Genomic DNA, 16,973 nt, shown 5'->3' with positions numbered 1-16,973 from the left:
GGACCCGATCAGTCATGGAGGAACTCCCGGATCGCGCCGTCGAACGGCCGCCGGTGGTCGAGGACGGCCTCGTGGCCGACGCCGTCGAGTTCGACCAGACGGCCGTCGGTGATTCCGGCGGCGGTCCCGCGGAACGCCTCGGGGGCGAAGAAGGGGTCCTCGGTCCCGCCGATCACCAGCGTCGGGACCCCGATCTCCTCGAGGCGGTCGGTCCCGTCGTAGGCCAGGCAGGCCTCGGCGGAGACGAGGAAATCGTGGCGGTCGACCGGCGATGGGGAGCCGAGGAGCCCGTAGAGCCGGGCGGCGTCGCGGGCGACCGTACCCCGGAGGCCGCCCGCGACCGCGCCCGCGGCCTCCGTACAGATCGGTCGCCATCGATCCTCCCCCGCGTACTCGCGCCAGCGCCCGACGACCTCCCTGCCGCGCTCGCTCAGCCGGGCGGCGGCCAGCCCGAGGATCGCGTGCTCGACGAGGTCGGGGCGATCGGCGGCGAGCTCCGCGACGAGGAACCCGCCCATCGAGAGACCCATGACGTCGGCGGGGCCGATCTCTTCGAGGACGTCGGCGTAGCCGCCCGCGAGTTCACGGACGGACGCCTCCTCGTCGAGGCCAGGGGGCCGACTCACCATCGCGACCGTGTGCCGGCCCGCGTAGCGGTTGCAGTAGGCGGCGGCGAGCAGGCTGAACCACCACCGGTCGGTGACCCGACAGAGCGGGTCGTTGAGCCCCGGGATCACGATCAGCGTTCGCGGGCCGTCCCCAACGGCGACGTAGGGATGGTCGTCCCAGCGCCCGCGGCGCAGGGGGGCTCCGATCACCGACGACCACCGCTGGCAGGCCGGTTCGATGGGGAACGACTCATACTCACCGTGGGCGGGCCGGGACGAAAACCGTTGCCCGCCGGGGCGTTTTAGGCGCTCGACGCCCAGCTATCGGTATGGGACGTGGAACGGTCTCGGAGACGTATCACGCCGCGCTCGCTCACGGCCTCGCCGACCTGGGCGAGGCGACCCGGATCGGGGTGGTCCGCCGGCCGACGGCGTGGTTCCACGGCGAGATCGACGAGAACGTCCCCGAGCTCGGTCCGCCCGAGGAGCTGCTCTCGGAGTTCCAGGAACGCCGCGAGGGCCTGAAGACGCGGGGGATGTGCGACGAGGGCGCGCATAACGCCGCCTGGGAGGAGGTGGGATTCGGCGAGCGATACGACGAGCACCTCGGATCGCCCGAGGCGCGGGAGGTCCTCTCGGGGCTTGCGGAGCGGGTCGCAGGCGGGGAAGACATCGTTCTCGTCTGTTACGAGGCCGATTCGAAGCGGTGCCACCGCCGCCCGCTCGTCGACGCGATCGAGGAGCGAACCGGCGGCGCCTGAGAGCGCGCCGCCCGGTGCCCAGCGGGCTAAAAATCCATTCCGGTATTATAATTTTCAACACATGTTGTAATATACACAAAGTATTTATTCATGGCAGTTCTTGGAATATTTGCCGTCAAGGAGACGGCCGTTGTGCCTGTCAGAGGCCACCCCCCTCCCCATCGCACTCTCGATGGCGTCGACGATTCGTCGTCGCCATCCCACCAGTACGCCGGGGCGATCCGCCCTCCCCCCCCCCCACCGCGGATCGCCCCCGCGCCGACCGGGAACGGCCCGGTCGGCGCCGCGTACTCTGTTTGTACCGACGACTACTGACGAAGGGACCCGATCGAGAAGCGCTCGCGTTACTCGGCCTGTTCGCGGATCGCCGCGCCGAGCTCCGGGTGGAGCACCGGCCGATCCTCGTCGTCGCGCCGTAGCAGCGGGTCGCCGCCCAGCCGCTCCTCGAGCGTGCCGACGCGCTTCGTGATGGTTCGTTCGGTGTAGTCCGCCTCCTCGGCGAGCTCTTCAGTCGACAGGGGTTCGTCGGCGTTCGCGAGCACCAGCGCGATCTCGTACTCCGAGTCGCGGTACTCCGTCGCTATCTTCTCCGCGAGCGCGGCCAACTCCTCCGGGACCTCCTCGGTTGCCATACCCCCTTTCGGGGGACGGGGTATGTAAAACCTATACTGTCGGGACGAGCAGCCGGGCGAGGACGACCGCGCCCGTCGCCAACAGGACGTTCGAGAGCGCGTAGACCACGGCGAGAACGGGCTCGCCGTCCTCGACCAGCCGGGTCGTGTCGACCGAGAACGACGAGAACGTCGTGAACGCGCCGCAGGCGCCGATCCCGACGACCAGCAGCGCACCCTCCCCGGCGCCGGCGAACGTCACCCAGCCCAGCACGAAACTCCCGACGACGTTCACGAACAGCGTCTCGTAGGGGAAGCGGACGTCGAACCGCCCGACGCCGAGGCCGACGAGATACCGCGAGACCGCGCCGACCGCGCCCCCGAGGCCGACCAACAGCGCCTCGATCATCGCCACCCACCCACGACCAGCCGGCGGCCGAGGATCGCCGCCCCGAACCCGAAGGCGTAGCTCCCGAGGACGTTGAGCAGGCCCCACATCAGTGAAACGTCGACCGTCTCGAAGGCGAACATGCTGTAGGTCGTATAGGAGGAGAGGAAGCCGGTGGCGACGAGCAGCCGGGTCCGGGGGGAGATCCGGTCGGTCGTCGAGGAGGTGTAGAAGACGTAGCCCAGCGCGAAGCTCCCGGTGACGTTCACGAGGAAGGTCCCGCCCAGTCCGGGCGCAAGTAGCGTCACGCCGTATCGCGCGATCGAGCCGACGAAGCCGCCGAGCGCGACGAGCGCGATCGCCGCGGGCCGGGAGGGAGCCATCGCTAGCGGGTTCCCGGCGTCGGTGATAAAACGGAACGGTTCGCGGGCGCTACAGGCCGCCCTGGCGGCGCGGACGGTCGCGGTCGGTCACCGACTCGACCAGCGGGCGGGCCGTCTCGACGAGCGCCCGCGTCCGGGCGGGGTTTCGCTTCGCGGCGTAGGCGACGGCAGCCACGATGGTGAGGACGGTGACGGACGTGATGACGATAGCGCTGCTGATGGCAAACGGTATGAGTGCTGCAATGAGTGTGACACTGATGCCATTGATGAACAGCAACGCCCCGGTCAACAGGAGCACCCTGTTGAGCGCGGCGGTCGCCCCGCCGGATCCACGATCGGGCCCGCGCCCTCCCGTGGATCGACGGGAGCCATGGTCGGATAGTGACTCCATACCGTGACCCTCTCGCGGCCACCCTCTTGAAAGTCAGTCAGCTATCCGTCAGACATCCGTGTTTCATTCGAAAGGATATCGTCCTGAAATACCAAGAGGGATGTCCGGCGGGCGCCGACCCGGTTCATGGTCGAATGTCCACACTGCGATCGCCCGCTGGAGCTGACGGTCGAACCAGCGACCGTTCCCGTCCACCGCGACGGGGAGACGACAGAGATCGAGCCCGACGCCTTCCGGTGTGCGGGCTGCGGGGCGGTGCTGTTCGCGACCGTGAGCCGCGAGCTCGGCGAGCGATAGCGGGCAGTATACAACGGTCGATACCCTCCCCTGGGGCATGATCGGGAAAGTCGACCCCGAACGCCTCGAGACGGTCTTCTCGAACACCGGCGCTCCGGACGACGACGTCGTCGTGGGCCCGGCCTACGGCGAGGACGCCGCCGCGATCCGCGTCGGCGAACAGCTGCTGGTCGCCAACACCGATCCCGTCTCGCTGGCCGCCGAACGGATCGGCGAGATCGGGATCCACGTCGCCTGCAACGACGTCGCGGCCTCGGGCGGCGAGCCCCGCTGGCTCACCGCGGCCGTCTTCCTGCCGAACGACGACCTGCTCGAACCCGTCGTCTCGCAGCTCGACACGGCCGCCCGCGAGGCCGGCGTGGCGATCGTCGGCGGCCACACCGAGTACGCCCCGGACCGGGACCGCCCGCTGGTCTGTCTGAGCTGTCTGGGCCTCGCCGACGAGTACGTCCCCACGGGCGGGGCCGACCCGGGCGACGTCCTCGTGCTGACGAAGGGCGCGGGGATCGAGGGCACCGCGATCCTCGCGACGGACTTCCGCGAGGAGTCGGGCCTCCCCCGGGAGATCACCGACCGGGGCGCGGCGCTGTTCTCGGAGCTGAGCGTCCTCCCCGAGGCGCGGGTCCTGCGCGAGTACGCCACCGCGATGCACGACCCCACAGAGGGCGGGCTGGTCGACGGCGCCCTCGAGCTCGCGGTCGCCTCCGGCGTCGTCGCCCGGATCGAGCGCGACCGGGTGCCGGTCAGGGGGCCGACCCGGGAGCTCTGCGCGGCGATGGGCGTCGACCCCCTGAAGATGTTCGGCTCGGGCGCGCTGCTCGCGGCGATCCCTCAGGGAGAGGTCGACGGTGCGCTCACGGAGCTCGACGAACGGGGGATCGAGGCGGCCGCGATCGGGGAGGTCGGGGCGGGCGAGCCCGCCCTCGATCTCGACGGCGAGCGGATCGCCGAGCCGGTCCGCGACGACCTCTACGGGCTCTGGGAGTAGGCTACGAGCCCTCCAGACAGGCGCGCAGCTCGTCGGGATCGACGCGGAACTTGAACGCGGGGCGGCCATCGACCAGGACGTAGGGTACCCGCTCGCCGTACTCGTCGGCGAGGCCGGCCTCGTCGACGTCGACGAGCGTGAGGTCGACCTCCGTTCCGGCGTCGTCCGCTACTTCCTCGATCGTCCCGATCGCCTCCGCACAGAGGTGGCAGTCCTCGCGGGTGTAGACGGTGACCTCGGTCATGGCGGGGAGTACGGGCGCGAGCGCCATGAGCCCTTTCGATGGACGGGTTCGATATGGGCAGCTATTTATCCGAATCCGAGTGAGTCCCTATCATGACGGAGCAACCGGTTCGCCTCGCGGTCGTCGGGCTCGGCTTCATGGGACAGGTCCACGCGGAGAACGCCGAGGAGTTCGGCCACGAGGTCGTCGCGGGGACCGACCTCGACGAGGAGGTGCGCGAGGAATTCGCCTCGCGCTTCGGGGCCGCGACCTACGGGGAGTTCGAGGAGATGTACGCGGCGGAGGAGCTCGACGCGGTCGCCGTCTCGGTGCCCAACAAGTTCCACGAGCCCGCCGTGGTCGCCGCGCTCGAACGCGACCTCGACGTGCTCTGTGAGAAACCGCTGGCCCACACCTTAGAGAGCGCGGAACGGATCGCCGAGGCCGCCCGCGACTCCAAGGGGTTCTGTGCGGTGAACTTCCACAACCGCCTCTCTGCGGCCGTCGAGATGGTGAAGGGGTATCAGGAGGACGACAAGTTCGGCGACGTCACGCACATCCAGGGCAACTACGTCCGCTGGCGGGGCGTCCCGGGGCTCGGCACGTGGTTCACCTCCGAGGAACTGGCCGGCGGCGGCGCGCTCGTCGACATCGGGGTCCACGCGATCGACTTCGCGCTGTACATCCTCGACTTCCCGGCCGTCGAGGAGGTCATGGGGATCTCGCGGTCGAACTTCGCGGGCCGCGAGGACTACGCCGACCCCGACGACTGGGGGACCGGCGAGGGCGAGTTCGACGTCGAGGACTCGGTGACCGCGCTGATCCGGTGTGAGACCGGCCAGACGATCTCGCTCGAGATCGCGTGGGCGGCCTCCCAGGAGCCGACCAACGAGTTCCTCGTCCGGGGGACCGACGCGGGCGCGCGCCTCAGCCTCGGCGAGGAGGAGCTCGAGCTGCTCGAGACGGGCCACCAGGGCACCGATCACTACGTCCGCTCGGAGCTGGAGGGCAGCCTGCCCGAGACGGGCTGGGCCGCGAGCGACGAGCTGTTCCTCGAGAGCGTCGCGAGCGGCGAGACGCCCGAACTGAACACGGTCGAGCAGGCGCTGACGGTCCAGCGGGTCATCGACGGGATCTATCGGTCTGCCGAAGAAGGGACGTCGGTGCGGCTCGATTAGGCGTCGTCGCTATCCTCGTCGGCCTGGCCAAGGAAGGCCAGCGCCGCGCCCAGCAGCGCGAGGTTCTGCAGGAAGTTGGTCTGCTCGGTGGCGCGCTGTTCGCCCTCCATGTTCCAGAAGTCGTGCATCAGCGGGGTGACGCCGACGAGGAAGCCGGCGATCGCGCCCGCGGCGAGTCGTGGGACCCGCCAGAAGACGACCGCGAGACTGCCGAACGCGAGCATGCCGCTCGCGAAGGGGACCAGCTGGTCGGCCCGGGGGACGGCCTTCGATTCGGCGTAGCCGATCATTCCTTCTATCTCCTGGAAGTTGTTGTACGCGAGCGCTGCGAGGCTGCCGCCGAACAGCAGCCGTCCGAGCAGCGACGGGGTGTCGTCAGTCATGGTTCCGCTGGGGATAGACGGCCGGACATCAAAAGGGGCCGGGTATCGGAAGGCGATCGCGGCGCCATACTTGACAATAGTCTTAGAGGATAAGTTGATAACGGGATCGGTAGTACGGGGAAGCGGGGAATGCACATGCCAACCTGTGCTTCATGCGGCGAACACGTGACGGGGCGGTTCCAACGGGTGTTCGCCGGAAACGACGGTGAAGTGTACGGCTGTCCGTCCTGTACCGACATGACGGCGATCATCAACGGCGAGCCGGCCCGCCGATAGCGGCCGTCGACTCTCGTCACGTACAAGTAGCGTAGCCGAGAAGAGTCGGGACGAATGTCGGATAGCCTTCGTGGACCGCCCAAGCCGCGCAGCGAGAGGGGTCCCGAGCCGCCGGACGCGTGGACGTTCCTCACGTTCGGGGCCATGATGCTCGTCGTGTCGGGCGTGATCATCGGCGCCGGCGGCGTGCTCCACGGCTTTCCGTCCCTCTCCGAGCCCGCCGAACCGGAAGGGGAGGGAGCCGGCGACGCTGACGACGCCACCGGCGCCGACACGGTCGACGAGGACGAAGGCGAGGCGAACGGCGACGACGACGGGAACGATGAGGGTCCAGGTAGCGACGACGGAGGGATCGACGGTGACGGCGAACCCGATAGCGGTGAGGATGAGGACGGCGACGAGAACGACGAGGTCGAGGAGGACGACGAACCGCTGTTCGGCGGGAACGATGACGACGCGGACGCCGAGGAGGGTTCGGACGACGACGCTGAGGAAACCGAGGACGAGGACGCCGAGGGCGACGAGCCCGATACGAACGACGACGGCGCGGTCGACGAAGGCGGGGCTGATGGGGACGCGGGCGAAGAAGACGAGGCCGACGAAACCGATGAGGACGACACCGAGGCGGGCGACGGGGTCGAGATCGGCGGAACCGACCTCGTCGACGGCGGGTCGTGACCGGGTGTCCCCTTACTCCGCTCGCGCGACCCGGCGGATCCGGGAGTCGGCGTCCTCGCCGCCCGTCTCGTCGAAGCCGGCCATCGCATCGAGGAAGGCCGTCTTGTAGCTCGCGGGGCCCGCGTACTCGCCGTACTCCCCGTTGGCGGCCCGTTCGGCCACGAGCCCGAACGCACAGGTCCCCGCGAGCGCGGCCGAAAGAGGGTCGTCGAGGCTCGGGGCGACGACCGAGAGCGCCGCGCCCAGCATACAGCCGGTGCCGACGATCCGCCCCAGCATCGGGTCGCCGGCGCGGACCTCGTAGGCCGACTCGGCGTCGGCGACCACGTCGACCTCGCCCGAGGCGACGACGGCCGCGCCGGTCTCGCGGGCACAGGCGATCGCCGTCCGTCCGATCCCGTCGTACTCGCCGACGGACTCGACGCCCCGGACGGTGGCCCCCTCGCCGGTCAGCGCGCTGATCTCGCCGTAGTTACCCTTGACGACGGCGACGTCGAGCTCCGCGGCCAGCCGCTTTGCGACGTCGGTGCGCGTCGGGGTCGCGCCGACGCCGACGGGATCGAGTACGACCGGGATTCCCGCGTCGTTGGCCGCCCGACCCGCCGTCAGCATGGTCTCCTCGCCGTCCTCGCTCACGTCACCCATGTTCAGCAGGCAGGCCTGGGCGGTCGCGACCATGTCGGCGACCTCCCGAACGTCGTCCGACATGACCGGCAGGCCGCCCCAGTGCAGGACCGTGTTCGCGACGTCGTTGGTCGTGACCGCGTTGGTCACGGCGTTGACCAGCGGCTCGGTTCCCTCGATCGATGCCTGCATCGCCCGGAGGTCGACGTCGGGGCCGGGGTCGGGTTCGGAACCGGGTTCGTCGGCCGTCATTCCTCCCCCTCCAGGCCGTCCTCGACGGCCGCCCGCAGCTCGCGGGTCGCCGCCGCGGGGTCGTCCGCGCCGGTGATCGCGGAGATGACCGCGACGCCCTCGGCGCCGGCCGCGACCGCCGACGCGGCGTTCTCGGGGGTGATTCCGCCGATCGCGACCAGCGGGATCCCGACCGCCCCGCGGATCTCCCGGACGCGCTCGACGCCGATGGCGAGTTCGTCGTCGGCGACGTCGTCCTTCGAGGACGTGTGGAAGACCGCCCCGACGCCGAGGTAGTCCGCGCCGTTGGCTTCCGCCTCCCGGGCGGCGTCGACGGTCGAGACCGAGCGCCCGATCACGGCTCCCTCGCCGAGGATCCCGCGCGCGACCCCGATCGGGAGGTCGTCGTCGCCGAGGTGGACGCCGTCGGCGTCGACCGCCCGCGCGACGTCGACGCGGTCGTTGACGATCAGGTCGACGCCTGCCCGTTCGGTGAGCTCGCGCAGCTCGCGGCCCAGTTCGTAGCGCCGGCGGGCCGTCGCGTGTTTCTCGCGCAGCTGTACCGCGTCGATGCCACCCTCGATCGCCCGCTCGACGACCTCGCGGGTCGAACGGTCGACAGAGAGGTCCTCCTGGGTGACGAGATACGTTCGATAGGATCGATTCACGAGCCATACCAGCGGCTAATGGACCAAATACCGGCCGGTTCGTCGTCGGATCGGGTGCGAGGAGAAGGTGGACGGTCGCGTTTCGGGGGCGATTACACCAGGAACGCGCCCCAGAGCGAGACCGCCGTCTGGCCGACCAGGAGCATCATCGCGCCGCCGATCCGCGAGGACATCTGGGCGAAGGCCATCAGCTCCATGCGCTCGGCCGCGGCGAGGGTCGCGACGTCGCCCGAGCCGCCCATGTTCACCATACAGAGCCCGCCACAGAGCGAGGCCTCGATGGGGTACATCCCGAAGAGGTAGCCGACGGTCGCAGCACCGAGGGCCCCGCCCAGTACGGTGAGGATGACGATCGCGAAGTACGTCGGATCGAGCGTCTCGACGAGTACGTCGATGTCGATCAGCGACATCCCGATCGCGAGCAACAATGGGCCGACGAAGCCCGCGATCATGAAGTCGTAGAAGTGGCCCGCACCCTCCTCGAGGCGCTCGGGGAAGACGCCCGCGACCTTGATGCCGATCGCGAGCAGGATCATGATCGCGAAGGGGTGGATCGGGATCAGGTTCTCGAGGAGGTAGCCGAGCACCAACAGCCCCACGGCGATCGTCCAGCCCATCACGATCGTGTCCTCCGTGAGGTCGACGTCGGGCGTCTCGATGCCGTCGGCGGGCTTCCACTTGCCCTCGGGCATGACGATCCCGTCGCCGCTCAGCGAGGGCCGGAGCGTCCCGATCCGGTGGGCGATCGCGGCGAAGAGGATGCCGACCATGTTGCCCAGGATGATCGCGGGGGCGATGATCGAGAACATCTGGTCGAAGCCGGTGCCCGTCCCGCTCGCGTAGATCTCGCTCAGCGGGATCCCGCCCGCGCCCATCCCGCCGCCGAAGACGGGGATCAGGACGATCAACAGCGACTGGATCCCGCCGTAGCCCAACAGCGTCCCCGCCGCGTACGCGAAGACGGCGGCGAAGCCGAGCCCCCCGAGGACGGAGGGTGCGTAGATCGGCAGCGCCCGCACCAGATACGACCGGGGCATCGAGAGGATGCTGCCCGCGATCAGCGCCGCGATGAACCAGTCGAGCATGTTCGAGCCCTCGGTGAGGAACGTGTCGATCGACGCGTAGGCGTCGGCCGGGATCAGCGCGTAGTAGTTGATAACCAACCCCAACACGAGACAGAGCACCAGCCCGCCGCCGAACCAGGTCCGCCAGATCGGAAGTCGGTCGCCGACGAAGACCGTGATCCCCGCGACGACCAGCAGGAACGCGGTCGCTCCGACCATGTCGTCGGGCAGGTCGCCCGTGTAGACCGCCGCGAGCACCACCGCCAGAAGCGGCAGATAGAGATACAGCGGTATCCCGTAGGCGATCTCGGCCCTCGCCAGTCCCCCTCCGTCCCCGTCAGCCTCCCCGCTTGTTTCGTTCATCGGCCTGGATCGGAAGTCGCCCGATCGATGTAAAACGATTGCGCTAAAGAATAATTATCACGTACGTTGGTTTAATTCGACGCGGAACGGGACATCATCGGACGAATCGTCGTAACGCTCGTGAAAACGACCGCAGGAAGGGAGTGCTCCGTCAGGGATTCGAACCCTGGTCATTGCCGTGAGAGGGCAATATGATTGGCCGGACTACACCAACGGAGCGCGTCCGTTCGCATTCTCCGGTAGCCGCGAGAATCGTTTAACAGTTGCGTTTTCCCGCGGGTGTGGTGGGCGCTATCGTTCGATCACGTCCCGGTCTCGAGGGGCGAGCGCATCGCCTCCGGCTCGGAACCGGGCCGGCTGATGAGGTTCTCCCGGCCGACCCGCAGTTTGCTGATCGATCCCTCCGACTCCATCTCCGAGAGCAGCATGCTCGTCTTGGACTTCGACCACCCGGTCGTCTCGACGATGGCGGTCTGGCGCATCCGCCCGCCGTTCGAGTCGAGCAGCCGGAGCACGCGCTCCTCGTCGGTCAGGGCCATCGGTTCGTCGGGTACGTCGTGGTCCGGCGACGGTGGCGAGGTCGTTTCCTCGGTCCGGCGCTGCCACGCGACCGCGCCGCTGCCGGCGAGGAGGACGCCGAGGCCGAGCGCGACGATCCAGCCGCCGACCGACGTCGTCTGAAGCGCGTCGGCCGGCGAGGCCCCCTCAACGGGTTCGAGTATCCAGTTCATTCGATGATATATTAGATTTCCAATACGAAATAGTTTATGACCGATATTCGTCACAACCGAACAGTCAACAGGTGTGGCGGCGACCGTGGGATATGGAGACCCTATCGTTTGACGGACGGACCGCGCTGATCACCGGCGCGAGCTCGGGCATCGGGACCACGTCGGCGCACGCGCTCGCACGCGAGGGGGTCGACATCGCGCTCGCCGCGCGCCGCGAGGAGCGCCTCGAGGAGATCGCCGACGATCTCGAATCGGAGCACGGCGTCGAGACGTTGACCGTTCCGACGGACGTCCGTGACGAGGAGGCGGTCGACGCGATGGTCGAGGAGACGGTCGAGCGCTTCGGCGGGCTCGACGTCCTGTTGAACAACGCGGGGCTGGGACGGGGCGGCGACGTCGAGTCGCTCTCGACGGAGGACTACCGGCTCATGCAGGACACCAACGTCGACGGGATGTTCTTCGCGACGCGGGCGGCGCTGCCCCATCTGAAGGAGTCGGAGGGGAACCTGCTCTTCATCGGTAGCTTCGCGGGGCATTTCCCCCGGCCGTCGAACCCCGTCTATGCAGCGACCAAGTGGTGGACCCGCGGGTTCGCCCACAGCGTCCAGGCGAGCGTCGGCGAGAGCGTCGCCGTCTCGGTGATCAACCCCAGCGAGGTCCGCACGGAGTTCGGAAGCGCCTCCGGCGAGTCCTTCGAGGAGCGCTTCGGCGAGGGCGAGGTCACCGAGCCCGAGGAGATCGCCGACGCGGTCGTCTTCGCCGCGGGCCAGCGGAACTCGACGGTCACGGAACTCGACCTCTACCGGCGCGACAAGTTCAGCGGCTTCTGAATCAGATCGCGTCGGCCTCGCGGAAGGCGTCGATCTCTCCCTCGGTATAGCCGGCCTCCCGAAGCACCTCTGCAGTGTGCTCGCCGAGTTCGGGTGGATGGCGGCGGATCGAGGTCGGCGTTTCCGAGAGGAACATCGGGCTGCCGGGCATCTCGATCGCCCCCGACGGGGCTTCGACTTCCCGACGCATACCGCGGGCCTCGATCTGCGGATGGCCGAAGACGTCGGCCATGTCGTTGACCGCGCGTGCGGGCACGTCGTAGTCGGTCAGCAGGGAGACCGCCTCCTCGGTGGTGTACTCCCCGAGTTCGGCTTCGAGGATCGGGACCAGCTCCTCGCGGTTCTCGACCCGGTCGGCGTTCGTCACGAAGCGCTCGTCCTCGACGAGCCCCTCGCGGCCGATCGCCCGCCAGAGCTTTTCGGAGGCCGCCGCGACCACGACGTGGCCGTCGCGGGTCCCGAACGCCTGGTAGGGGACGATGGTGGGGTGGGCGCTGCCCATCTTCCCGGGGACCTCGCCGCCTGCGAAGTAGTTCGTCGCCATGTAGGACATCCAGGCCGCCTGGGCGTCGAGCAGGCTCACGTCGATCTTCTGGCCGCCCGCGTCGCGCAGCTCGCGGGCCAGCAGCGCCGCGAGGATCGACTGGGTGGCGTACATCCCCGCGCCGATGTCGGCGATGGCGACGCCCACCCGAACGGGATCGCCCCCGTCCTCGCCGGTGATGCTCATCATCCCGCCCTCGGCCTGGATCATCAGGTCGTAGGCCGGCTTCTCGCTATCCGGCCCCCACTCGCCGTAGCCCGACAGCGAGCAGTAGATCAGCTCGGGGTTCACTTCCTGGAGGTCTTCGTACCCCAAGCCCCACGTCTCCATGGTTCCGACCCGGAAGTTCTCGACGAGGACGTCCGCGTCGGCCGCGAGCGTCCGCAGGACCGCCTGTCCCTCCTCGCTCCCCAGATCCAGCGTGGCCGAGCGCTTGTTCCGGTTGACGCTCGCGAAGTAGGCGCTCGGGCCCTCCTCGCTGAATCGGGGCGGATGCCAACCGCGGGTCTGATCGCCCACGCCGGGGCGTTCGACCTTGATGACCTCCGCGCCGAGGTCCCCGAGCTGCATCGTACAGAACGGGCCCACGAGCACCTGCGAACAGTCCACGACCGTGAGCCCCGACAGCGGCCCCTCGCCCGTCGCGTCGCGCGCCTCGCCGGTCATGGCGCGAGGCGGTTCTTCCGGCCCTTCATGTGCTCGTCGTAGTACGCGAAGGTGATCGGACACCAGTCGGCGGCGATGTCCAGGACCTCCTCGGTCAGCTCGCGGATCTCCCACTGGCTGTCGGCGGCGGCGCGCATGTCGGCGACGTGCATCAACATCCGGGCGTTCATCGACATCACGAGGTTGACCTCGGTGCCGATCGGCAGGACGAACCGGGCGTCCTCGGGGGCCATCCCCAACTCGAGAAGCTCCTGGTACTCCTCGACGGACCGGGAGACGGACTCGGTGAACACCCGCTCGCGTTCCCTCACCGTCTCCTCGTCGACCGCGCCGCTCTTCTGGTTGCGCCCGATCCAGTTCGGGTCGCTCGCGGAGGGCGGGACGACGACCATCTCGCCGTTTCGTACCTCGGCGGGATCGACGTCGTCGAAGGCGACGTAGCGCATCGACTGCACGTCGAAGGAGACGTGGCGATGCCTGGTGAGCTGAGCCATACACGCCCGAGAGATCCCCTTGACGGCGATCGTCAGCTGGGGGTGTTCGAACGGGCCGAAGTGGCCGTGCGAGAGGAGGTGGCCGATCAGGGTCTCCTGTTTCTCCTCGATCCCCTCGCCGTCGATGCTCGCCATGACCTCCTCGAAGGACTGGTCGCCGACGAACCCGCTCATGTAGTCGTTCCGCGCGGCCGTACAGATGACCCGTTCGGGGTCCTCCGTGGCTTCGAGCAGCGTGACGTCCATACACGGTGGGGGCGCCGCCGGCTACATAACACCCACCGATCGACCGTCGGACGGTCGTAAAGGATATGTGACTACTGATTGATCAATACTACAATGGCCCCACCCGTACGGCTGGCGTTCATCGGCGATCCCGGCGTGGGTGAGGCGATCGATCGGGAGCTCGGCGAGGGGGTGGCGCTCTCCACCCTGGCCCCGGAGGAGACGGTGGGCACGGCGTTCGACTGCGTGGTCTCTCTCGGATGGCGGCCCGACGCGCTCGGCGACGGGAGTCGGCTCCCGACGCTCGTCCTGACCGACGACGCGGCGGCGGCCTCGGAGGGGCGGCTGGCCGGCGCGCGGGTCCTGCCGACGGCGACGATCGACCGACCCGAGGAGCTCCGCGCGCAGATCGAGGCCGCCGCGGAGGGGGAACCGACGCCGGCGAGTGACCGGGAACGGGCGCCGCGACGCCCCGTCGAGGACGGGGGTGTCGACGGCGGGACGGCCGTCGACGGTCCGGGGGATGGGCGCGACGCCGAGGACGACCGGACGAGGTGGACGCTCGAGGGGTTGCTCGGGGCGACCCGCGAGCTGATGGCCGCCGAGGGGAGGGAGGAGGCCGCGACCGTCGCGGTCTCGGCGGCGAACCGCGTTCTGGGGCTCGCCCACACCGGCGTTCACCTCGCCGACGACGCCGGCGAGCGGCTCGAACCCGTCGCCTACACCGAGGTCGTCGAGGAGTCGCTGGGGACGGTCCCGACCCTGGAGCGCGGCGACTGTCTCGCCTGGCAGGTCCTCGATTCCGGGGAGGGGCGGGTCTTCGAAGGGGTTCAGGAGGAGGAAGAAGCACACAACCCCGAGACGCATCTCCGCAGCGAGATGATCTACCCGCTCGGCGAGCACGGCGTGCTCATCGTCGCCTCCGATAGCCGGGACGCGTTCGACGACGCGGACGTCTACTTCACCGAGCTGCTCGTCGAGACCACGACGGCCGCGCTCGATCGCATCGCCCGCGAGAGCGCGCTCGCGGGGAAGAACGCCCGCCTCGAGGAGTTCATCGGCGTCGTCTCCCACGACCTGCGCAACCCGCTGACGGTCGCCGAGGGGTCGGCCTCGCTCGCACAGGAGACCGGCGATCTCGAGCATCTCGAACAGGTACGCGAGAGCCACCGGCGGATGCGCGAGATCATCGACGGGCTGTTGGTGCTCGCCCGGGAGGGGAAGATGGTCGGCCGGAGACAGCCGGTGGTGCTCGGTACCGTCGCCGAGGAGGCGTGGACGAACGTCGACACGGACGGCGCGACCCTCGTCGTCGGCGACGACCGGACCGTCGAGGCCGACAGGAGCCGCCTCGCGCAGCTGTTCGAGAACGCCTTTCGGAACAGCGTCGAGCATGGCTCGACTCGCAGCCGGGATCCGGTGGATCCCGACGACAGCGTTGAACACGGTCCAACGAGCAGTCGGCCGAAGGCCGACGACAGTGTCGAGCCATGCTCGACTTGCAGCCGGGATCCACCGGATCCCGGCGACAGCGTCGAACACGGTTCGACGGGCGATCTGACCGTCACCGTCGAGGCCACGCCGACGGGGTTCGCGATCGGCGACGACGGCCCCGGAATCGACCCCGAGGAGCGTGCGACTGCGCTCGAACCCGGCTACAGCAGCGAGGAGGGGACCGGCTTCGGGCTGGTCATCATCACGAACATCGCGGAGGGCCACGGCTGGGAGCTCTCGCTCGAGGGGAGCGATACCGGCGGACTACGCCTCGAGTTCACGACGGACGGAAAGGGTCATCCCGACGGCGGGCGATGAGCCGGCATGATCACGAACCTCGCGGCGGGCGTCCAGGCCTTCACCAGCAACGCGTTCCTCGTCGAGGGCGAACGAACCGTCCTCGTCGACGCGGGCGCGAACTTCGACGTCGCGAGCGTGATCCGCGAGCGGGTCGAGGCGCTCGACGGCGTCGTCCTGACCCATACCCACCGGGATCACGTCGAGAACCTTCCGGGGGTCCGCGAGGCGTTCGACGTCAACGTCCAAGGGTTCGACCCCGATCACCCCGAGGTCGACCACGCGATCGACGACGGCGAGTCCCTGACGCTGGGCGATCACGAGTACCGGGCGCTGCACACCCCGGGCCACAAGGACGACCACCTCTGTTTCTACGCCGCCGATCCGGGGATACTCTTCGCGGGCGACCTGATCTTTCGGAACGGGAGCTTCGGGCGGACGGATCTGGAAGAGGGTGATCGGGGGGCGCTGATCGACAGCATCGACCGCGTCGCGGAGGTCGTCGCCGCGGACCTCGCACAGCTCCACACCGGCCACGGTCCGAGCGTCGAGGACGACGCCTACTCGCATATCGAGCTGGCCGGGCAGGCCGCGCGGTTCTAGTCCTCCAGGTCCTCCTCGCGCTTCAGCCCGTAGTATCCCGGTTGGTCCTCGGAGACGGGGTTGCCGACCACGAGGTCGTCGCCGTTGTTCACCACCCACGGGATCGCCCAGTCGAGCAGGACGGCTTCGGTGTCGGGTTCGAGCTCCGCCTCGGGGTCGATCCCCTGAAGCAGGCGGCCGATCTCGTAGACGGTGTACATCTCGCCCTCCTCGAACAGCTCCTCGGGGGTGTAGAAGTCACAAGGGTACAGCTCGTCGAACTCCTCTTTGGGCTTTGGCATACTCGGGGTTGGACGGAGACGCCACTAAAGCCCACGGTGTGCGCGAAAAAACGGCGGGATCTACCGACTTACTCGAACTGCTCGAGGCACTTCTGGTACTCCTCCTCAGGGTTCTCCCAGTCGACGACGTCGAAGAACGCGTCGATGAAGCTGCCCCGGTCCGGGCCGTAGTCGTAGTAGTAGGAGTGTTCCCAGACGTCGAGCGCCAGCACGGGATGGGCGCCCCAGAGCGCGCCCTGGTCGTGCTTGTCGACCGCCAGGTTGCGGAGCTGCTTCGCAACCGGGTCGTAGACCAGCAGCGCCCAGCCGCTGGCCGTCGTGGCGGCCTTCTCGAACTCGCCCTTCCAGCCCTCGTAGGAGCCGAAGTCCTCCTCGATTCGGTCGGCGAGCTCGCCGGAGGGCTCGTCGCCGCCCTCGGGGCTCATGTTCTCCCAGAACAGCGTGTGGAGATAGTGGCCACTGCCGTTGTGGGTGACGTTGCCCAGCGCGGTGCCGGTACCGCTGTAATCACCGGACTCGCGGTTCTCCGCGAGCGTCTCCTCGGCGCTGTTGAGGCCGTTTACGTAGCCCTGGTGGTGCGTGTCGTGATGCCACGTGACGACCTGCTCGGAGAGGGACGGTTCGAGCGCGTCGTAGTCGTACGGAAGCGGCGGAAGTTCGGCGTTTGATTTCTCTGGCATAGTGATCTCCTCC

Annotated in this window: 24 protein-coding genes and 1 tRNA gene; 9 read left to right on the top strand and 16 right to left on the bottom strand. The window is 68.7% G+C overall.

The genetic code is table 11. The features are described from left to right. Positions 1-8 precede the first annotated feature (8 nt). Positions 9-818 (bottom strand): alpha/beta fold hydrolase, encoded by an 810-nt coding sequence (locus WOA58_RS04210; protein WP_340602906.1) that lies wholly within the window; start codon positions 816-818, stop codon positions 9-11. Between the two features lie 119 nt (positions 819-937). On the opposite strand from WOA58_RS04210, the gene WOA58_RS04205 reads away from it, so the two are divergent. After that, on the top strand, positions 938-1,369 hold the full coding sequence (locus WOA58_RS04205) for a DUF488 domain-containing protein (protein ID WP_340602905.1): 432 nt from the start codon (positions 938-940) through the stop codon (positions 1,367-1,369). 344 nt (positions 1,370-1,713) lie between these two features. Here the strand turns inward: WOA58_RS04205 and WOA58_RS04200 are convergent, their stop codons facing one another. From WOA58_RS04200 to WOA58_RS04185, 4 genes are read right to left on the bottom strand one after another with little or no spacing between them, the layout of a single operon-like run. After that, positions 1,714-2,001 (bottom strand): HTH domain-containing protein, encoded by a 288-nt coding sequence (locus tag WOA58_RS04200; RefSeq protein ID WP_340602904.1) that lies wholly within the window; start codon positions 1,999-2,001, stop codon positions 1,714-1,716. Between the two features lie 31 nt (positions 2,002-2,032). Beyond that, complete coding sequence (locus WOA58_RS04195) at positions 2,033-2,389, bottom strand: fluoride efflux transporter FluC (protein WP_340603121.1); 357 nt, start codon at positions 2,387-2,389, stop codon at positions 2,033-2,035. Beyond that, positions 2,386-2,751 (bottom strand): fluoride efflux transporter FluC, encoded by a 366-nt coding sequence (locus tag WOA58_RS04190; RefSeq protein ID WP_340602903.1) that lies wholly within the window; start codon positions 2,749-2,751, stop codon positions 2,386-2,388. Before WOA58_RS04190 ends, WOA58_RS04195 begins: the two co-directional genes overlap by 4 nt. A gap of 49 nt (positions 2,752-2,800) precedes the next feature. Continuing rightward, positions 2,801-3,142 (bottom strand): hypothetical protein, encoded by a 342-nt coding sequence (locus tag WOA58_RS04185; protein ID WP_340602902.1) that lies wholly within the window; start codon positions 3,140-3,142, stop codon positions 2,801-2,803. A 126-nt stretch (positions 3,143-3,268) separates the two neighbouring features. Here WOA58_RS04185 and WOA58_RS04180 point away from each other — a divergent pair, with 126 nt between their 5' ends. Continuing rightward, positions 3,269-3,439 (top strand): hypothetical protein, encoded by a 171-nt coding sequence (locus WOA58_RS04180; protein WP_340602901.1) that lies wholly within the window; start codon positions 3,269-3,271, stop codon positions 3,437-3,439. A gap of 37 nt (positions 3,440-3,476) precedes the next feature. Beyond that, on the top strand, positions 3,477-4,427 hold the full coding sequence (locus WOA58_RS04175; protein ID WP_340602900.1) for an AIR synthase family protein: 951 nt from the start codon (positions 3,477-3,479) through the stop codon (positions 4,425-4,427). Between the two features lies 1 nt (position 4,428). On the opposite strand, the gene WOA58_RS04170 is transcribed toward WOA58_RS04175, so the two are convergent. Further along, entirely contained in the window at positions 4,429-4,671 is a 243-nt protein-coding gene (locus tag WOA58_RS04170; RefSeq protein ID WP_340602899.1) for a glutaredoxin family protein, read from the bottom strand. A 92-nt stretch (positions 4,672-4,763) separates the two neighbouring features. Here WOA58_RS04170 and WOA58_RS04165 point away from each other — a divergent pair, with 92 nt between their 5' ends. Further along, positions 4,764-5,828, top strand: a complete 1,065-nt coding sequence (locus tag WOA58_RS04165) for a Gfo/Idh/MocA family protein (protein ID WP_340602898.1) — start codon at positions 4,764-4,766, stop codon at positions 5,826-5,828. Here WOA58_RS04165 and WOA58_RS04160 read toward each other — a convergent pair. Beyond that, entirely contained in the window at positions 5,825-6,211 is a 387-nt protein-coding gene (locus WOA58_RS04160) for a DoxX family protein (RefSeq protein WP_340602897.1), read from the bottom strand. The two genes, WOA58_RS04165 and WOA58_RS04160, sit on opposite strands and share 4 nt — an antisense overlap. Before the next feature lie 135 nt (positions 6,212-6,346). Here WOA58_RS04160 and WOA58_RS04155 point away from each other — a divergent pair, with 135 nt between their 5' ends. Beyond that, positions 6,347-6,487 carry a DUF7563 family protein gene (locus WOA58_RS04155; protein ID WP_340602896.1) on the top strand — a complete coding sequence of 47 codons (141 nt, stop codon included), beginning with the start codon at positions 6,347-6,349 and terminating at the stop codon, positions 6,485-6,487. 54 nt (positions 6,488-6,541) lie between these two features. Next, positions 6,542-7,165, top strand: coding sequence for a hypothetical protein (locus WOA58_RS04150; RefSeq protein WP_340602895.1), 624 nt, complete (start codon positions 6,542-6,544; stop codon positions 7,163-7,165). A 12-nt stretch (positions 7,166-7,177) separates the two neighbouring features. Here WOA58_RS04150 and thiM read toward each other — a convergent pair whose 3' ends face one another. The 5 genes from thiM to WOA58_RS19060 all read right to left on the bottom strand — a co-directional run bounded on the left by thiM (position 7,178) and on the right by WOA58_RS19060 (position 10,846). Beyond that, a complete protein-coding gene (gene thiM, locus WOA58_RS04145; protein WP_340602894.1) occupies positions 7,178-8,041 on the bottom strand; it encodes a hydroxyethylthiazole kinase in 864 nt (287 codons plus the stop codon). Then, positions 8,038-8,688 carry a thiamine phosphate synthase gene (gene thiE / locus WOA58_RS04140; RefSeq protein ID WP_340602893.1) on the bottom strand — a complete coding sequence of 217 codons (651 nt, stop codon included), beginning with the start codon at positions 8,686-8,688 and terminating at the stop codon, positions 8,038-8,040. The genes thiM and thiE overlap by 4 nt, the downstream gene beginning before the upstream one ends. Positions 8,689-8,780: 92 nt before the next feature. Beyond that, complete coding sequence (locus tag WOA58_RS04135; protein WP_340602892.1) at positions 8,781-10,115, bottom strand: 2-hydroxycarboxylate transporter family protein; 1,335 nt, start codon at positions 10,113-10,115, stop codon at positions 8,781-8,783. Between the two features lie 144 nt (positions 10,116-10,259). After that, positions 10,260-10,334: transfer RNA gene (locus WOA58_RS04130), tRNA-Glu, on the bottom strand. Positions 10,335-10,417: 83 nt separating this feature from the next. Continuing rightward, positions 10,418-10,846, bottom strand: coding sequence for a helix-turn-helix transcriptional regulator (locus WOA58_RS19060; protein ID WP_390220408.1), 429 nt, complete (start codon positions 10,844-10,846; stop codon positions 10,418-10,420). Positions 10,847-10,938: 92 nt separating this feature from the next. Between WOA58_RS19060 and WOA58_RS04120 the strand changes: the two genes are divergently transcribed. After that, the gene (locus WOA58_RS04120; RefSeq protein ID WP_340602891.1) at positions 10,939-11,676 is read left to right on the top strand and encodes an SDR family oxidoreductase; all 738 of its coding nucleotides are present in this window, start codon (positions 10,939-10,941) and stop codon (positions 11,674-11,676) included. A 1-nt stretch (position 11,677) separates the two neighbouring features. Here the strand turns inward: WOA58_RS04120 and WOA58_RS04115 are convergent, their stop codons facing one another. Both WOA58_RS04115 and thyX read right to left on the bottom strand, forming a co-directional pair. Continuing rightward, positions 11,678-12,886, bottom strand: coding sequence for a CaiB/BaiF CoA transferase family protein (locus tag WOA58_RS04115; RefSeq protein ID WP_340602890.1), 1,209 nt, complete (start codon positions 12,884-12,886; stop codon positions 11,678-11,680). Continuing rightward, positions 12,883-13,626 (bottom strand): FAD-dependent thymidylate synthase, encoded by a 744-nt coding sequence (gene thyX, locus WOA58_RS04110; protein WP_340602889.1) that lies wholly within the window; start codon positions 13,624-13,626, stop codon positions 12,883-12,885. The genes WOA58_RS04115 and thyX overlap by 4 nt, the downstream gene beginning before the upstream one ends. Before the next feature lie 93 nt (positions 13,627-13,719). Here thyX and WOA58_RS04105 point away from each other — a divergent pair, with 93 nt between their 5' ends. Then, the gene (locus WOA58_RS04105) at positions 13,720-15,417 is read left to right on the top strand and encodes a sensor histidine kinase (protein WP_340602888.1); all 1,698 of its coding nucleotides are present in this window, start codon (positions 13,720-13,722) and stop codon (positions 15,415-15,417) included. Positions 15,418-15,423: 6 nt separating this feature from the next. Further along, positions 15,424-15,999 carry an MBL fold metallo-hydrolase gene (locus tag WOA58_RS04100; protein ID WP_340602887.1) on the top strand — a complete coding sequence of 192 codons (576 nt, stop codon included), beginning with the start codon at positions 15,424-15,426 and terminating at the stop codon, positions 15,997-15,999. Here the strand turns inward: WOA58_RS04100 and WOA58_RS04095 are convergent. Beyond that, positions 15,996-16,280, bottom strand: coding sequence for a DUF5827 family protein (locus tag WOA58_RS04095; RefSeq protein ID WP_340602886.1), 285 nt, complete (start codon positions 16,278-16,280; stop codon positions 15,996-15,998). The two genes, WOA58_RS04100 and WOA58_RS04095, sit on opposite strands and share 4 nt — an antisense overlap. Positions 16,281-16,348: 68 nt before the next feature. After that, entirely contained in the window at positions 16,349-16,960 is a 612-nt protein-coding gene (sod, locus tag WOA58_RS04090) for a superoxide dismutase (RefSeq protein WP_340602885.1), read from the bottom strand. Positions 16,961-16,973: the final 13 nt, after the last annotated feature.

The sequence above is a fragment of the Halalkalicoccus tibetensis genome (genome assembly GCF_037996645.1).
GTDB lineage: Archaea > Halobacteriota > Halobacteria > Halobacteriales > Halalkalicoccaceae > Halalkalicoccus > Halalkalicoccus tibetensis.
This window is presented reverse-complemented; position numbering and strand designations above follow the sequence as displayed.

Bases quoted from the DNA above. Each gene is read 5' to 3' on its own strand.
- WOA58_RS04205 (WP_340602905.1), top strand. From the start codon at position 938: ATGGGACGTGGAACGGTCTCGGAGACGTATCACGCCGCGCTCGCTCAC.
- WOA58_RS04200 (WP_340602904.1), bottom strand. From the start codon at position 2,001: ATGGCAACCGAGGAGGTCCCGGAGGAGTTGGCCGCGCTCGCGGAGAAG.
- WOA58_RS04195 (WP_340603121.1), bottom strand. From the start codon at position 2,389: ATGATCGAGGCGCTGTTGGTCGGCCTCGGGGGCGCGGTCGGCGCGGTC.
- WOA58_RS04190 (WP_340602903.1), bottom strand. From the start codon at position 2,751: ATGGCTCCCTCCCGGCCCGCGGCGATCGCGCTCGTCGCGCTCGGCGGC.
- WOA58_RS04185 (WP_340602902.1), bottom strand. From the start codon at position 3,142: ATGGAGTCACTATCCGACCATGGCTCCCGTCGATCCACGGGAGGGCGC.
- WOA58_RS04180 (WP_340602901.1), top strand. From the start codon at position 3,269: ATGGTCGAATGTCCACACTGCGATCGCCCGCTGGAGCTGACGGTCGAA.
- WOA58_RS04175 (WP_340602900.1), top strand. From the start codon at position 3,477: ATGATCGGGAAAGTCGACCCCGAACGCCTCGAGACGGTCTTCTCGAAC.
- WOA58_RS04170 (WP_340602899.1), bottom strand. From the start codon at position 4,671: ATGACCGAGGTCACCGTCTACACCCGCGAGGACTGCCACCTCTGTGCG.
- WOA58_RS04165 (WP_340602898.1), top strand. From the start codon at position 4,764: ATGACGGAGCAACCGGTTCGCCTCGCGGTCGTCGGGCTCGGCTTCATG.
- WOA58_RS04160 (WP_340602897.1), bottom strand. From the start codon at position 6,211: ATGACTGACGACACCCCGTCGCTGCTCGGACGGCTGCTGTTCGGCGGC.
- WOA58_RS04155 (WP_340602896.1), top strand. From the start codon at position 6,347: ATGCCAACCTGTGCTTCATGCGGCGAACACGTGACGGGGCGGTTCCAA.
- WOA58_RS04150 (WP_340602895.1), top strand. From the start codon at position 6,542: ATGTCGGATAGCCTTCGTGGACCGCCCAAGCCGCGCAGCGAGAGGGGT.
- thiM (WP_340602894.1), bottom strand. From the start codon at position 8,041: ATGACGGCCGACGAACCCGGTTCCGAACCCGACCCCGGCCCCGACGTC.
- WOA58_RS04135 (WP_340602892.1), bottom strand. From the start codon at position 10,115: ATGAACGAAACAAGCGGGGAGGCTGACGGGGACGGAGGGGGACTGGCG.
- WOA58_RS19060 (WP_390220408.1), bottom strand. From the start codon at position 10,846: ATGAACTGGATACTCGAACCCGTTGAGGGGGCCTCGCCGGCCGACGCG.
- WOA58_RS04120 (WP_340602891.1), top strand. From the start codon at position 10,939: ATGGAGACCCTATCGTTTGACGGACGGACCGCGCTGATCACCGGCGCG.
- WOA58_RS04115 (WP_340602890.1), bottom strand. From the start codon at position 12,886: ATGACCGGCGAGGCGCGCGACGCGACGGGCGAGGGGCCGCTGTCGGGG.
- thyX (WP_340602889.1), bottom strand. From the start codon at position 13,626: ATGGACGTCACGCTGCTCGAAGCCACGGAGGACCCCGAACGGGTCATC.
- WOA58_RS04105 (WP_340602888.1), top strand. From the start codon at position 13,720: ATGGCCCCACCCGTACGGCTGGCGTTCATCGGCGATCCCGGCGTGGGT.
- WOA58_RS04100 (WP_340602887.1), top strand. From the start codon at position 15,424: ATGATCACGAACCTCGCGGCGGGCGTCCAGGCCTTCACCAGCAACGCG.
- WOA58_RS04095 (WP_340602886.1), bottom strand. From the start codon at position 16,280: ATGCCAAAGCCCAAAGAGGAGTTCGACGAGCTGTACCCTTGTGACTTC.
- sod (WP_340602885.1), bottom strand. From the start codon at position 16,960: ATGCCAGAGAAATCAAACGCCGAACTTCCGCCGCTTCCGTACGACTAC.